The following is a 14111-nucleotide window of genomic DNA, read 5'->3' as shown; positions in this document are numbered from 1 at the left end:
CTGTTTGTCATGCGATTTTCAAGGTACAACTATATCTGAAATGCGTTACCGCAATTCATTCACAAAATCTCCATTTTAGACTTGACTTTTAATAGTTAGTCTTTCTTTTGTGCATTTTTATTGCTTTTTTTATAAAAAAGCAACTTTTATATTCATTTTATATAATATAGACCGCACAGTCAATATATTGTTGGCAAAATAAAAAAATGCCGCAAACTCATCTTTCCTGACGATTTTACGGCATCCTTTTTCATCTTCTATTCACTTTTCTTTGCAACTCCGTAAAGCATCATATCGAGCACTCTCTCAATATATGTTTCATGCAGTTCCTTCACAGACTCCCCTTTTACGAAATGATTCCGGATAAAACTGTGATAGCTGTCCCTGATCAGCATAAAAAAATCTGCTGCCTCCTGCTCACTTATCTCAGGTCTTAATTCCACTGACTGTAAAAGCTGTCTGAAAAATTTCAGATTCAGCAGATCAAATCTTTTTCGCACTTCAGCCACACTTTTAAGCAAATGTTCCGGTGGGTAGATCATTGCCTGAAAGAAAATATTTTCCAAATCCGGATGCATAGCGAAAAACAGCCTTCTTTTCTCCATATAATTGCAGATATCCCGCTTAAACTGAGTAAATTCCAAATTCTGCTCTGCCAGATATGCCTCCAGTTCATCAAAACATTTTTTTACACAGGCAAGATAGAGCTCATCCTTCCCCCGAAAATAATGGTAGAGCAGCCCCTTTGCAATATGATGGCGCGTACATATCTGTGTCACAGAGACAGAATCATATGTTCCCTTTCCAAATTCTTCAATGGCAGCCTGCGTGATCCTCTGTCTGCTCAACTCACTTTTAATCTCTTGTTTCACTTGTTATATCTCCTGACTAACATTAAATTCTTTCAAAATCCACTGCCCCATGTTTGCAGATCGGACATACGAAATCTTCCGGAAGCTCTTCTCCTTCGTAAATGTATCCGCAGATTTTACATCTCCATCCTTTCTTTGTCTCCTGTGAGGCAGAAGGTTTGATGTTTGCATGGTAATAAGCATACGTTGCGGATGGTGTGTTGTCAAGTACTTCTGCATCTGTCACATCCGCTATGAAAAGCGTATGCGTTCCAAGATCCACGGTCTCAACTACTTTTGCGGATATCCATGCATTGATTCCTTTTGTCACATAGTAAAGCCCGTTTTCAGACCTCTTTACGTCTGTGAAATGCGCAAATTTATCCACAGTTTTTCCGCTTTGGAACCCGAAATGTTTGAACAGCTCAAACTCTGTCTGCTCCGATATAATTGATACATTAAATACTTTTGTGCGCATGATCATTCCATGTGTGTAATTATCTTTATTCACAGCAAGGGAAATGCGGTTCGGCGTTGTGGTCACCTGCATCACTGTATTGGTAATACATCCATTATCCTTTTCTCCCTCTTTCGCAGTCACCACAAACAATCCGTAACTTAACTGATACATTGCTTTATTATCCATCAGAAATTCCTCCTTTTCATCCTCTGATACGAAATCCCCGCTCCTCTTCCAGCGGAATGTCTTTTCTTGAAATCCAGTCTATCCGAATATACCGGTCATCTTTTAACCTTTCTATCACCCGGTCGATCATAGCCTCTGTTCCCTGTATCTCAGCGGTAACGGAGCCGTCATATTCATTTTCCACCCAACCGGTCATATCCGCTGCTTTTGCCAGATATGCCAGCCGGTATCGAAATCCTACTCCCTGTACGCGTCCCTCAAATGAAATGCGCTGTCGGACTGTTCCCATATTTCTTTCTCCTTATCATCGTCAAAAGTCATTTTTTCGAAAAAATATGTTTTAGAAATACATACATAACGATCCCAAAGGCAATCAGATACCCAAATGCTCCAAGTGCCGGGATGCCCCATATTTTGGGTTTCATATCCGTGGTACAGATGATGCTCGAACTGATCAAAAGCGCCATAACCCACAGCCCCATCACGATATTCCTCACAAGCCTGCGCAAAAGACGCTCCAGCTCTTTTGAGGCGTGAAGATCAAGGTTGACTCTCGTCTGGCCTTTCAGATGCCCGTGTATCATATCTGCCAGCAGTGCAGGAATATTGACAGCTTTGTGCAGGGACTGATACACGTCCTTTGCACTGTTTTTGAGCTCCTTTTTCAAATCAAGATTTTTGATAAACTGCCCCGCCATATGTCTGGATGCAATCTCCACCATATTGATCTCCGGTGAAATCTTAGCCAAAACTCCTTCCATATGCGTCAATCCCCTGGCCAGCATCGTCAGTCCATGGGGCATCACGATCTGATTTTCCTTCATGACCTCCATCATGTCCATCATAACTTCCGCCACATCGATATCTCCAAGATCAATAGTGCCGTATTTTGACAGAAGATCGCTGATATCCTCATAAAGGCTGCTCTGATCCGGCTTTCCTTTAAATTCACCGAGAGCCAGTACCGCTTCCTGGATCATACCCACATCGCCTGTGCCAATGCCCCTTACAGCCTTACCGATCAGCTCCCTGTCTCTTTGTGTGAGCCGCCCCATCATCCCCATATCGATCCAGATGATCTTTCCGTCATACACTTTGACATTTCCCGGATGCGGGTCTGCGTGGAAAAATCCATCGTCCATCACCTGTTTAATATAATTATCCGCAAGTTTGATGCCAAGCTCTTTTAAATCATACCCTGTTTCCAGAAGTTTATCTTTTTCATCCACTGCCACACCGTCAATATATTCCATCACAAGCACATGGAGCGTGGTGTATTCCTGATAAAGCGCCGGTGTGGACACATATGCGATTTCCTCGTTTTTTCTGGCGAATTCCTCCATATTGGCGGCCTCTGTGAGGAAATTCATCTCCTCCCTTGTGACTGTCCACAGCTCATCCAGCACCATATCCAAATCCACGATTCCTTTAAGACTGACAGGAGGCAAAAGTCTTACCGCCCTTCGAAGCAGGCTGATATCTCTGGCCATTGTCTCATAAATCCCTTTTCTTTGGACTTTCACCACTACTTTGTCCCCATTTTTCAGGGCTGCCTTGTGCACCTGGGCAATGGATGCAGACCCAAGAGGCTTTTCCTCTATATACTCAAAAATCTCCTGCCACGGACACCCGTAAGACTGTTCGATCACTTCTTCAACTTCCTCAAATGGCATAGGCGAAACGTCTGAACACAGCTGCATCAGCTCATCGCAGTACCGTTTTGGAAGAATATCCGAATGCATCGACATGATCTGTCCGATCTTGATGAAAGTAGGCCCCAAATCTTCCAGGATCAGCCGTAGTTTCTGCGGTGTGACCCCTCGTGTGATCCCGTGCTTTTTGAGCACGGCTCTCATCTCCTTCAGCCTCCCTTTGTACTCATCAGACTCCTGTTTACTCATCTGTGCCCTCTTCTTTTTTCTCCAAAGACTCCATGGCAGCCAGTTTTTCCTTTAATTTCTCCATTTGTTCCGGAGTCATCTGCTCAAGGAATGCATCCATATCATCTGCTTTTTTTTCTTCCTTGTCAGGAGTTTTCTCCTGCACGGTTTTCTTAATATTGTGTTTCAGCTCCTGATTTAAAGCTTTTCCCTGCTCTACTGTCAGCTCACCCTTTTTCACCATCTCATCTAAAAGCTCCGATGACTTTTCTGCTGTAGCAGCAACTGCACCAATCCCTGCCAGCAAAAGTTTTTTTACATTTTCTCCAAACCCTTCCATAATTACATTTCTCCTTTCATCTATTTTAATATTTCCATGATCTCGGGAATAAACATCAGACATGCAATGACAACCGCCATGATCGCCGCGATCAGCACCGCACCGGCAGCTGCATCCTTTGCCAGTTTCGCCAGGGGTTTTTTCTCCTCTGTCACCAGATCGACCACTGCCTCCACCGCTGTATTCACCATCTCAAGCGCCAGGATCAGCCCAAAAAGAAGAAAACAGATGCACCACTTGTACAGGGGCAGTTTAAAAAAACATCCGGCTGCAATCACGACCACAACCGCCAGACAGTGAATTTTCATATTCCTCTCTTTTTTCACAACTGTCCAGATACCATCAAATGCATACCCAAAACTTTTATACAGAGGATTCTTTTTATGTTTGTCCATTTTCTTCACCCTCTTTATGGTAGTTTTATTCATTATACCAAACTATCTTCTTTTTATCAGCCTTTTTCTCATAAAAAGATTGCTGCCGCAACGCCTGTGTTTTCTTTCCTGCGCTGCGACAGCAATCTTATTTTCTTAATATTAAATTCCCCGGATTGTAAAAATCTCTATTTTTGCTCCTTTTGCGTTGATTTCCACACTGTAGTTTTCCGGATAATATCTTGTGGAGAAGACCACTTCCCCTCCATTTAGAAATACTTCCACAGATGAGACATCCCCCAATACCTTCACATCCTCCAGTTTTTCCACGGTTTTTCTTCGTATGGATCTTCCACCGGACACGCTGTCTTTATTCTGTTCTGTAAAATACATCCGAAACTCCCTGTCTTTGTATTCCAAAACAAGCTTTTCTGCAAGTACTGCATGGAAATCATTGTTCAATATTTCAGTGACATTTACTTCAAAAACCGATAGATCTTCTTCTTTCAAAGTATCTGCTTTCGCTTTCCACAACTGCTTTCTTGTATCCAGCTCTCTTACAGGGCGCTGATATACTTTTCCGTCTTTTTCAAATACTTCCCTTGGAAAAGTAAAACAGTGCTGCCAGCCCTCTGCTGCGGCAGGCGTGTTCCCGTACTCCTCACAGTCCGGCATTCCCATCCATCCGATGAGAATCGTCCGTCCATTCTTGTCCTGAAAACTTTGAGGAGCATAATAGTCAAATCCATAATCCCAAAGATGATATTCGGAAAGTTCATAATCAGAAAGCAAATCTCCCTCCACAAAGAAGTAACCGGACTGGTAGACATTGCGCTCTTTCCATTCGTCTCCTGTCAACCCCTGTACAGAGGCGGAAAAAATCTTCCTGTTTCCTATTTTCATATAATCCGGACATTCCCACATATAACCAAAAGGTTCCTCTGTGCGGATTCTTTTTCCTGGTTTCCAGTTCCATTTATCTTCTGACACAAAGATCTGTGCCTCCCCGACATCTTCCTTTGTCCGGACTCCCTGGATCATGTAATACCGGCCATCCTGTTTCCATACTTTTGGATCCCTCACATGACAGCTTAAATCGGACGGATAGTCCTCATTCTTCATGAGCAGTTTCTTTTCTGAAAATGTATGTCCGTCCGCGCTTGTGACAAGTACCGTATTCCCTTCTCTTCCTGTCAGGATGTAATCATAATCGCCATCCTCATGTTTGACATTCCCTGTGTAATACAGATACATCGTTCCGTGCTCCACATACGCACAGCCGGAATAAACACCATGGCAATCAAACGGCTGGTCCGGATACAGGGCAGTTCCCCTGTATTCCCAGTCTGTCAGATCATGGCTGATATAGTGCCCCCACATCTTTACACCGCCGTTTACATCAAATGGAGAGTATTGGAAAAACGCATGATATACATTGTCAAACTGACACAGACCGTTTGGGTCATTGAGCCATCCCGTGGGAGGCATCAGGTGCAGTTTCTGACGAAACCGCCCCAAGCCTGTTTCTTTTTCCTTTTCCCGCACCAATTTTTCCAAATCTCTTGTCAATGCATTCATATCTTTTCTCCCCAAATTTAAGCTTTTTTCAATCTCATGATTTCATCTGTAAATGTTACGGATTTTTCTTCCCCTTTTTCTATCTTTGCAAATTCTTCTGCATTGGTCAAAATCACCATGGTGGTCGTCTCATAGCCTTCTTTTCGTATCTTATCCAGATCTGCCTCCACAAGAACATCCCCTGCTCCCACTTGCTGTCCATCGGATACCTTTTTCACAAATCCCTGCCCCTCCATCTTCACGGTATCAATTCCTATATGGATGAGCAGCTGGGCTCCGCTTTTTGTTTCAAGACAAACCGCATGCCCTGTCTCATAGACAGTGAGTACCCGGGCGTCGCAAGGGGAGACAACTTTTCCGTCTTTTGGAGTAATTGCGACCGTCTTGCCAAGCATCTCTGTTGCAAAAGTCTCATCTTTTACTTCTGACACTGGTATAACCGCTCCGGTTACAGGACTTGTGAGAACTTCCTCTGTTTGTGCATCCGGTTTGTGCCCATTCTCTTCTTCCTGCTTTTCCAAAAGAACATTTCCACTGTTTCCTCCAGTGACGGCCTCTGTTTGTGATTTTGTATCTTTGTAAAGTACATAGGAAACTGCAAATGCAACACCTACTGCGATCAGCATTTCAATCAGATACTGTACCGGCTGTTCCAGACAGAGCAGCACTCCGAAAATTCCGGTCACACCGGTTCCTTTTGCCCCAAGATGAACGATAGATGCATACAGCGCACCACATCCGCCTCCAATACATCCGGCGATAAATGGTTTGAAGAACCGCAAGTTTACACCAAAGATAGCAGGTTCCGTGATTCCCATAAAAGCGCTCAAAGAAGACGGCAGAGCCAAAGATTTGATCTTCTTATCTTTTGACTTGATCCCCACTGCCAAAGCCGCAGCGCCCTGGGCTACATTTGCCGCGCTTGCAAGCGGCAGCCAGTAGGTCACTCCATACTGGGCGATCTGCCCTAAATCGATGGCCGTGTACATTTGATGAATACCTGTCACAACAGTAGGCGCATACAAACCTCCCATGACAAGGCTGCCAAGCCCAAGAGGCAGTGTCAAAAGCCACTGGATACCGTCCAGAACCGCGTTTTCCGCCCACACGAACACTGGTCCGATGGCTGCCAATGTCAGATATCCTGTCACAAATACGCTGACCAGCGGAGTCACAAACAAATCCAGAACTTCAGGCACGATCTTATGTAATTTTTTCTCCAGCACGGACAGCAGCCACACTGCTATGATGATCGGGATCACATGCCCCTGATATCCGACCAAATCAATGTCATAAAGTCCAAAGAAGACAGACTGTGTCGCCTGTACCCCTTGCTCTGCAACCGTGTAGGCATTCTGCAGATTCGGATGGATCATGATCATACCGATGACCGCACCAAGATACGGGTTTGCCCCAAACGCTTTTGCTGCTGAGAACGCGATCAAAATCTGCAAAAAAGTGTACGCTGTATTGCTGAACAGATTTGCGAATACATAAATCGAACTTGACGTGTCAATATTCAGGAATCCATTGGCATTCATAAAATCCAGAGAGTTCATGATCCCCATCAAAAATCCGCTGGCCACGATCGCCGGAATGATCGGCACGAAAATATCTCCCAGAAGTTTGATCGCCCTCATGAAGAGATTCTGCTTTGCGGCAGCTGCCTCTTTTGCCTCTGCCTTGGAACTGGCCGTAATACCTCCAAGTGAGATAAATTCATCGTAAACCTTGTTGACGGTTCCGGTTCCCAAGATAATCTGAAGTTGACCAGACGCCTCAAACACCCCTTTTACTCCATCCACATTTTCCAACGCCGCCTTGTTTGCTTTTTGATTGTCCGCAATAACGAGTCTTAACCTGGTTGCACAGTGGGCTGCGGAAACAATATTCTTACTTCCGCCGACCAAATCCAGGATTTCCTTTGCGGTTTTCTTGTAATCCATAAAGTTCTCCTCCACTCCTTTTTGATTTATATGTAATCGATTTCATATTTTATAAGTTTATATTAAATAAAAAAATGCCACCTGTAAAGATGGCATTTTTACCGATTTTTTATCCTCAAATTTATTCAAAAGTCCCAATCATTTTTTTGTCTCTTTTACCATGCATGGCGCACTTGATATCCCAGTTTTACCTGCATAGGAATATCCTGCTCTTTTTCGATCATTTCAATAAGCATCTGCGCCCCCTTTATTCCGCTTGTCTTGTATCCAAAATGTACGGTTGGGATTCCGCCCGTCACTGCTTTTAAGAATTGATTGTCCCCAAAACCAGTGATCATGATATCCTTTCGCCTGTCCAAAAAATCTTTTCCAAGTGCTTCGATCGCCCCTGCGGCAATGGTATCTGTGGCGCACGATATGATATCGATATCACATTTTTTCTCCAGTAACGCCTTCGTCTTCTCATAACCGGACTCCATGGTAAATTCCGCCTCCATACGGTATCCCTCTTCCACAGTTTTCCCCTCCTGTCCAAGCCCTGCGAGAAATCCATCTTCCCTGGCAGCTCCCGCGGCCTTATCCTCCCTGGTAACACCGATATAGGCAATCTTTTTTTTGCTCTTTTTCCCCACAAATATTCCAAGCTCTTTTGCAGCATTGTAATCATCGTGGTAAATACAGCTGGCATCATCTGTCTGCTGCCCAATAACCACGATCGGCACCTTTGCCTCTTTCAAAATTTTCCGGTGCTGCTTTGTCAGCATCGTGGCGATGAGCAAAAGTCCGTCTACAGGATAATTTTCAAAAATCTCCATGTATTCCACTTCTTTTTTTGGATCATTGTCCGTGGTGGCCAAAAGCATCTGGTACCCTTCTTTCCCCAGCACCTGCCCGATTCCGTCTGTGATCCTGCTGATACTCTCAGAACTGATCTTTGGCACCACCACACCTACAAGACGGGTTTTCTTTGTGCGAAGAATCCTTGCCTGCGCAGATGGGCGATATCCGGTTTTTTCAATGACCTGGCTGATTTTTTCTTTTTTTTCTTCGCTTACATACCCGCCGTTCAGATATCGGGACACCGCTGCGCTGGACACCCCGGCCAAACCGGCAATTTCTTTGATCGTCATGACTTTATCAATTCCTCTACTTCTTCTTTTTCAGGCATAGAGCGGATCGCTCCTTTTTTCGTAGTGATCAGAGCTGCCGCTGCATTTGCAAATGTCAAAATTTCTTCCAGATCCTTCTGTGTCAGATTTTTAAAATCCCTCTCCAAAATGCCGCTCAACGTACTGCCGCAGAAGGTATCCCCTGCCCCTGTCGTCTCGATCGTGTCAAGTTTAAATCCGCCCCTCTCCACAACCATGTCTTTATAGTAGGCCCGGCTGCCGTCTTTTCCAAGAGTCAGCAGGATCAATGGTATGTGGTAAGTATCCTGAAGATAACGGATTCCTTTCTCATAGTCCTCCTGGCCGGAAATAAACTGGATCTCATTGTCCGAAATCTTCAAGATATCACAGTACTTCATCCCGTACTCCATCATTTCTTTTGCAAGATCTATGGAACTCCAAAGCGGTTCCCGAAGATTGGGATCAAAAGAAATAAGACATCCTGCTTTCCTTGCCACTTCAAGCGCCTTCCATGTGGCACTCCTTGCCGGCTCATCTGTCATGGAGAGTGTTCCAAAATGGAAAAGCCTTGCATTTTGGATCAGTCCAAAATCCACCTCTTCCTCCTTTAACATCATGTCTGCACCTGGCTGCCTGTAGAAGGAAAACTCCCGGTCTCCATCCGGAAAGGTATGTACAAATGCAAGCGTTGTATGGATCTTGTCGTCCATCACAAGCCCGCTGGAGTCAATACCGATTTCCTCAATTGTCTCTTTCAGAAGATGTCCGAACTGGTCGTTTCCCACTTTTCCGATAAATCCGGTCTTCCGTCCCAGCTTGCTAAGCATTGCAAGTACGTTGCAAGGCGCACCTCCCGGGCAGGCCTCAAATAAATTGTTTCCTTGTGTGCTCTGCCCGTTCATCGTAAAATCAATGAGCATTTCCCCCATCGCAACGACATCGTATTGTTTCTTCATTTTCGTCACCTCGTTGTGGTTTTTGGGTATTATATCACGAAAAAAACAGTCTTTCAAACTGATTGTGCCATCTGTCTGTGACCGATCAGCTTTCTTACAAACTCATTCGCAGGGTGCGTGATCAAATTTGTTGGACTGTCGTACTGCTGGATCAGACCTTGATCAAGGACCAGCACCTTTGTCCCAAGATAGAGTGCCTCGTCAATATCGTGTGTGACAAACAAAATCGTTATCTTCTCTTTTTGGTGGATCTCTTTGATCTCTCTTCCAAGCTGTTCCCTTGTGATCTCATCCACTGCTCCAAACGGTTCATCCATCAAAAGGATTTCCGGCTCTGCGGCCAATGCGCGCGCAATCCCCACTCTCTGCTGCTGACCGCCCGATAATTGGTCCGGAAAACGGCTTAAAAGCTCCTCGTCCAGTCTGAGCATCCGCATCCACTTTATGGCAGTCTCCCTCTTTTTCTTGTGTTTTCCAATAAGATGCGGCACATACAAAATATTTTCTTCCACAGTCATATGCGGGAACAAAAGATTCCCCTGAATACTGTAGCCAATCCTTCTCCTAAGCGAAATGAGATCCACATCTTTGATGGATGCTCCATTCACAAGCACATCCCCTTCATTCGGCTCCACCAAGCCATTCACCGTTTTCAAAAGAGTTGTCTTTCCACACCCGGAAGAGCCAATGATGGTGACAAATTCTCCTCTTTTTACATCAAGGCACAAATCATCTATAATTGTTTTTTCCCCATACTTTTTTACAATATTTTGAAATCGAATCATGTTCTCCATATCCAGCCTCCTACAAAATCAACCCTTTTTTTCTTAAAAATTCCTCTGCCGCCTGCCTTGGCTCTTTCCCTTCTGTTTCTACTTCATAATTAAGTCTTGCCATCTCTTTGTTCGTCAAAATTTCATCCAGTTTCCCAAGTATCTGCTGCAGTTCTGGGTGTTTTCTGAGAACTTCCCCGCGCACTATATTGCCGCATGCATAGGACGGATAGAAATGCAGGTCATCCTCCAAGGCCACCATATCAGAGACACTGTACTGTCCATCTGTCGTAAAAATAGGCATCACATCAATCTCTTTTTGCCCTGCTGCCTCATACTTTAACCCGATATCCAGATCCACTGTGTTTTTAAACTGAAGACCATATGTCTCACACAGCGGTTCATATCCGTCCTCCCTCTCATAAAAATCATACTCTGCCCCAAAAGTGAGCGAAGGGGCAATCTCTTTTAAATCCGAAATGGTGTGCAGATCATATGTTTCAGCCAGATCTTTTCTCACTGCCAGAGCATAGCTGTTGGAAAATCCATACATGCCAAGCCACTCCATATCGTATTTCTCCTGATACGCACGTCTCAGCTCTCCTTGTTTTTCTTCTGTATACAGATCTTCTTTTTTTAACACCATATTCCATGCAGTTCCGGTGTACTCCGGATAGATATCAAAGTCTCCGCTCTCCATGGCCGGCTGGATATTTGAAGTTCCGCCGCCCACCCCTTGCGTGATCTCCACCTGAAGATCTGTGCTGTCTTCAATTAAAATATCCAGCATTTCCCCCATAATGTACTGCTCCGTCATCGGTTTTGTGGCAATATGCACGATCTCCGTCTTATTCCCTTCGTTCCACAAAAAAGAACCTCCTATTCCTGCAGCCAATATCATTATTCCTGCAATAATAAGCTTTTTTCTTCCCTTTTTCTTCCTCTTTCCCCGCCATTTTTCCAAAACCCCGATCACCCAGTCCAAAAGGAGGGCTAAAAGCGCGATAAGAAGACTGCCCGCCACAGTCATTGCCATATTGTTTGTTGTGATCCCCCGGTATATCGCCACACCAAGTCCTCCTGCTCCAATAAAGGATGCAATTCCTGCAAGCGCAAGCGTCATCACAACCATATTGCGTATTCCGGACATCATGACCGGCAAAGCGAGCGGTAATTTTACCTTATACAAAATTTGAAACTTGGTACTGCCCATCCCTTTTGCAGCTTCGATCAAGTGTTCATCCACATTTTTCAAACCAGTATAAGTACTTCTCACCATGGGTAAAAGCGCATACAAGGTGAGCGTGATCACTGCGGTTGTATTCCCGATACCAAAAACCGGAATAAAAAAACCAAGCATGGAAATGGACGGAATCGTGTAAAGAAAGTTGACGATTCCTACGATTGGTTTGGAGGAACGGCGCATTTCACCCGCAATGATCCCAATAATTCCCCCAAACACAATTGCCATCCCGACCGCAGCTGCTGAAATAACAAGGTGCTGTACACAAAGATTCCAAAAAAATTCTCTTCTTTCACACAACAACGTCCACACTTCAGACACCATAATTTTGCCCCCTTTTTACAATCGCCCCAGCGGGGCATGTTTCCATACATAATCCACAGTGCAGGCAATGCTCCTGCCCTATCACATAGTTCCCATCCTTGCAGACAATGGCTTTTTGCGGGCAAACCGCCTCACAGCTGCCGCACAATATACATGTTTCCGTAATCTGAAAGCCTTTTTGCAGAGGAGTAAACGTGCCAATCCCTGTATCCTCACGAAAGATCGGATGTGTGTTCAAGTCAAAATACTCGATGGTTCCGTCTTTGACCCGGAAAGGTTCCAAAATATATCTTGCCATGCCAGGATACACTTCGTTCATAACCGGATTTTCCTCAAAAATCCGGTCGACCCAGTATTTTTGTTCTTTCATCTTTTCTGCTTCTCCATTTAAACGGATCGTTTGATATTCCTTTGTCATCCCCAAAATGGCAACTTTTTTTGTCCGGATGAGTTCCTCATAAAAGGATTTTCCTCTTGCAGTACAAAAATAAAGTGCTCCATCCTCCACCAGCATCACATCAATGATCCGCACCTGTGGGCATCCCTCTCCGTCCACTGTAGCCATGGACACGCTTTTCAATTCCCTTAATAATCTCAAATATTCTTTTTCCACCTTGCTGTACCCCTTTCCTTCTTGACAGTTCTCTCTCTACACCATATATTAGGTATATACATCCTATTACGCAAGTAGGCACAAAAAAGTACTGTAGGTACCAAAAAGTAACTAATGGAGGTGTAAACTTTATGGAAACAAAAACACTGCCGGCCTGCCCGGTGGAGACAACACTGATGCTCATCAGCAGCCGCTGGAAAGTACTCATCATCCGGGACTTGCTTGGCGGAACAAAACGATTCGGAGAATTAAAAAAATCAATCCAGGGAATCTCTCAGAAAGTCCTGACCTCCCATTTAAGGGACATGGAGGCAGGAGGACTTCTTACCCGCAAAGTATATCCGGAAGTCCCACCAAGGGTGGAGTACACATTGACGGAAACAGGATTGAGTCTCAAACCAGTTCTTGATTCCATGGTTGAATGGGGAATGAACTATAAAAAAAGATATGAAAATTAGATATACAGATATGACTTTGGATTTGCACAACCAGCCGGAAGGATTTTATAACATGGAAAAGTGACACTTTCCATGTTATAAAAAAACCGGCATTCTAGCTCTGTAGAATGCCGGTTTTTTCACTCCTCCCACTCACACTTTTTTAAGTCCACGTGCGAGTCATCTTTGAACAATACACCCTCTTCCAGGAGCAGCTCTCTTTGTTCCATCCATCCCGGTGCCAGCCGCCCCTGATGATTCACGACCCGGTGACAGGGGTACTCCCCATAGTACTGCGACAGACTGAGTACTTTTCCCACCAGCCTGGCATTCTTTTCCCGGCCAATCAGCCTGGCAATCTGTCCGTAGGTTGCAACCTTTCCCATTGGAATTTCGTCCACCACAGAGAGTATTTCATATATCAGCCTCTCATCCAATTTGCTCATAAAACTTTCTCCTCTCCCCTTTGTAAACAGCCTCTAAATCGCGGTCCCCTTTTTCGGGACAAAAAATTTTGACATATCGACTTTCTCCAGTTCAAGGAGCTTTTTCTTTTTATCAATTCCTCCGGCATATCCTGTCAGGTTTCCGTTTGTTCCGACTACCCGGTGGCATGGCACGATAATGGAGATGGGATTGTGTCCCACTGCGTTTCCAACTGCCTGAGCGGACATGCAGAAGCGCTGTTCTTCTTTTGCGATTACGGCTGCGATTTCCCCGTAGGTCATGGTTTGTCCGTATGGAATTGTCAGCAAAATCTTCCACACCTTCTGTCTGAACGGACTTGCCAAAAATTGAAGAGGCAACATAAAATCCGGACATGTTCCGTGAAAATAGATATCCAGCCACTGTTTCGTTTTTTCAAAAACCGGCAGTTCTTTTTCCGTACAGTCTTTTGGCAGACCTGCCCCAAAATATTTTTGCCCGGCAAACCAAAGACCGGTCAAGCCTTTTTCATTTCCTGCGATTGTAATTTTTCCAAACGGTGATCCATATTTGCAGACAAAGATTTCCATCCTC

At 44.6% G+C, this 14111-nt stretch carries 16 protein-coding genes; 1 reads left to right on the top strand and 15 read right to left on the bottom strand.

From position 1 onward, the window contains the following. Positions 1 to 257: 257 nt before the first annotated feature. The 13 genes from B5F18_RS11170 to B5F18_RS11110 all read right to left on the bottom strand — a co-directional run bounded on the left by B5F18_RS11170 (position 258) and on the right by B5F18_RS11110 (position 12654). Positions 258 to 872: a TetR/AcrR family transcriptional regulator gene (locus tag B5F18_RS11170; RefSeq protein ID WP_087157738.1), complete on the bottom strand. Its 615-nt coding sequence runs from the start codon at positions 870 to 872 to the stop codon at positions 258 to 260. Between the two features lie 22 nt (positions 873 to 894). Then, entirely contained in the window at positions 895 to 1497 is a 603-nt protein-coding gene (locus B5F18_RS11165; RefSeq protein WP_087157737.1) for a flavin reductase, read from the bottom strand. 16 nt (positions 1498 to 1513) lie between these two features. Next, positions 1514 to 1786 carry an acylphosphatase gene (locus B5F18_RS11160; protein WP_087157736.1) on the bottom strand — a complete coding sequence of 91 codons (273 nt, stop codon included), beginning with the start codon at positions 1784 to 1786 and terminating at the stop codon, positions 1514 to 1516. 28 nt (positions 1787 to 1814) lie between these two features. Continuing rightward, positions 1815 to 3398 carry an ABC1 kinase family protein gene (locus B5F18_RS11155; protein WP_087157735.1) on the bottom strand — a complete coding sequence of 528 codons (1584 nt, stop codon included), beginning with the start codon at positions 3396 to 3398 and terminating at the stop codon, positions 1815 to 1817. Continuing rightward, entirely contained in the window at positions 3391 to 3717 is a 327-nt protein-coding gene (locus B5F18_RS11150; protein ID WP_087157734.1) for a hypothetical protein, read from the bottom strand. The genes B5F18_RS11155 and B5F18_RS11150 overlap by 8 nt, the downstream gene beginning before the upstream one ends. Positions 3718 to 3737: 20 nt before the next feature. After that, positions 3738 to 4112 carry a diacylglycerol kinase family protein gene (locus B5F18_RS11145; protein WP_087157733.1) on the bottom strand — a complete coding sequence of 125 codons (375 nt, stop codon included), beginning with the start codon at positions 4110 to 4112 and terminating at the stop codon, positions 3738 to 3740. Positions 4113 to 4253: 141 nt separating this feature from the next. Then, positions 4254 to 5669 carry a glycoside hydrolase family 32 protein gene (locus B5F18_RS11140; RefSeq protein WP_087157732.1) on the bottom strand — a complete coding sequence of 472 codons (1416 nt, stop codon included), beginning with the start codon at positions 5667 to 5669 and terminating at the stop codon, positions 4254 to 4256. Positions 5670 to 5686: 17 nt separating this feature from the next. Next, a complete protein-coding gene (locus B5F18_RS11135) occupies positions 5687 to 7615 on the bottom strand; it encodes a sucrose-specific PTS transporter subunit IIBC (RefSeq protein WP_087157731.1) in 1929 nt (642 codons plus the stop codon). Positions 7616 to 7770: 155 nt separating this feature from the next. Beyond that, positions 7771 to 8745, bottom strand: coding sequence for a LacI family DNA-binding transcriptional regulator (locus B5F18_RS11130; RefSeq protein ID WP_087157730.1), 975 nt, complete (start codon positions 8743 to 8745; stop codon positions 7771 to 7773). Further along, the gene (locus B5F18_RS11125; RefSeq protein ID WP_087157729.1) at positions 8742 to 9701 is read right to left on the bottom strand and encodes a carbohydrate kinase family protein; all 960 of its coding nucleotides are present in this window, start codon (positions 9699 to 9701) and stop codon (positions 8742 to 8744) included. The genes B5F18_RS11130 and B5F18_RS11125 overlap by 4 nt, the downstream gene beginning before the upstream one ends. 53 nt (positions 9702 to 9754) lie before the next feature. Then, a complete protein-coding gene (locus B5F18_RS11120) occupies positions 9755 to 10495 on the bottom strand; it encodes an ATP-binding cassette domain-containing protein (RefSeq protein WP_087157728.1) in 741 nt (246 codons plus the stop codon). 10 nt (positions 10496 to 10505) lie between these two features. Further along, entirely contained in the window at positions 10506 to 12041 is a 1536-nt protein-coding gene (locus B5F18_RS11115) for an ABC transporter permease/substrate-binding protein (protein ID WP_087157727.1), read from the bottom strand. Beyond that, positions 12031 to 12654 carry a 4Fe-4S binding protein gene (locus B5F18_RS11110; protein WP_242955859.1) on the bottom strand — a complete coding sequence of 208 codons (624 nt, stop codon included), beginning with the start codon at positions 12652 to 12654 and terminating at the stop codon, positions 12031 to 12033. Before B5F18_RS11110 ends, B5F18_RS11115 begins: the two co-directional genes overlap by 11 nt. A 131-nt stretch (positions 12655 to 12785) precedes the next feature. Here B5F18_RS11110 and B5F18_RS11105 point away from each other — a divergent pair, with 131 nt between their 5' ends. Then, positions 12786 to 13112: a winged helix-turn-helix transcriptional regulator gene (locus B5F18_RS11105; RefSeq protein WP_087157726.1), complete on the top strand. Its 327-nt coding sequence runs from the start codon at positions 12786 to 12788 to the stop codon at positions 13110 to 13112. A 119-nt stretch (positions 13113 to 13231) separates the two neighbouring features. Here the strand turns inward: B5F18_RS11105 and B5F18_RS11100 are convergent, their stop codons facing one another. Together B5F18_RS11100 and B5F18_RS11095 are read right to left on the bottom strand one after the other, a co-directional pair. Continuing rightward, the gene (locus B5F18_RS11100; protein ID WP_087157725.1) at positions 13232 to 13537 is read right to left on the bottom strand and encodes an MGMT family protein; all 306 of its coding nucleotides are present in this window, start codon (positions 13535 to 13537) and stop codon (positions 13232 to 13234) included. A gap of 33 nt (positions 13538 to 13570) precedes the next feature. Next, complete coding sequence (locus B5F18_RS11095) at positions 13571 to 14107, bottom strand: methylated-DNA--[protein]-cysteine S-methyltransferase (RefSeq protein ID WP_087157724.1); 537 nt, start codon at positions 14105 to 14107, stop codon at positions 13571 to 13573. Positions 14108 to 14111: the final 4 nt, after the last annotated feature.

This window comes from Lachnoclostridium sp. An181 (assembly GCF_002160325.1).
Lineage (GTDB): Bacteria > Bacillota > Clostridia > Lachnospirales > Lachnospiraceae > An181.
This window is presented reverse-complemented; position numbering and strand designations above follow the sequence as displayed.

Coding starts and splice junctions, on each gene's coding strand:
- B5F18_RS11115 (WP_087157727.1), bottom strand. CDS start 12,041: ATGGTGTCTGAAGTGTGGACGTTGTTGTGTGAAAGAAGAGAATTTTTT.
- B5F18_RS11095 (WP_087157724.1), bottom strand. CDS start 14,107: ATGGAAATCTTTGTCTGCAAATATGGATCACCGTTTGGAAAAATTACA.
- B5F18_RS11130 (WP_087157730.1), bottom strand. CDS start 8,745: ATGACGATCAAAGAAATTGCCGGTTTGGCCGGGGTGTCCAGCGCAGCG.
- B5F18_RS11150 (WP_087157734.1), bottom strand. CDS start 3,717: ATGGAAGGGTTTGGAGAAAATGTAAAAAAACTTTTGCTGGCAGGGATT.
- B5F18_RS11105 (WP_087157726.1), top strand. CDS start 12,786: ATGGAAACAAAAACACTGCCGGCCTGCCCGGTGGAGACAACACTGATG.
- B5F18_RS11120 (WP_087157728.1), bottom strand. CDS start 10,495: ATGGAGAACATGATTCGATTTCAAAATATTGTAAAAAAGTATGGGGAA.
- B5F18_RS11165 (WP_087157737.1), bottom strand. CDS start 1,497: ATGGATAATAAAGCAATGTATCAGTTAAGTTACGGATTGTTTGTGGTG.
- B5F18_RS11145 (WP_087157733.1), bottom strand. CDS start 4,112: ATGGACAAACATAAAAAGAATCCTCTGTATAAAAGTTTTGGGTATGCA.
- B5F18_RS11140 (WP_087157732.1), bottom strand. CDS start 5,669: ATGAATGCATTGACAAGAGATTTGGAAAAATTGGTGCGGGAAAAGGAA.
- B5F18_RS11125 (WP_087157729.1), bottom strand. CDS start 9,701: ATGAAGAAACAATACGATGTCGTTGCGATGGGGGAAATGCTCATTGAT.
- B5F18_RS11100 (WP_087157725.1), bottom strand. CDS start 13,537: ATGAGCAAATTGGATGAGAGGCTGATATATGAAATACTCTCTGTGGTG.
- B5F18_RS11160 (WP_087157736.1), bottom strand. CDS start 1,786: ATGGGAACAGTCCGACAGCGCATTTCATTTGAGGGACGCGTACAGGGA.
- B5F18_RS11155 (WP_087157735.1), bottom strand. CDS start 3,398: ATGAGTAAACAGGAGTCTGATGAGTACAAAGGGAGGCTGAAGGAGATG.
- B5F18_RS11135 (WP_087157731.1), bottom strand. CDS start 7,615: ATGGATTACAAGAAAACCGCAAAGGAAATCCTGGATTTGGTCGGCGGA.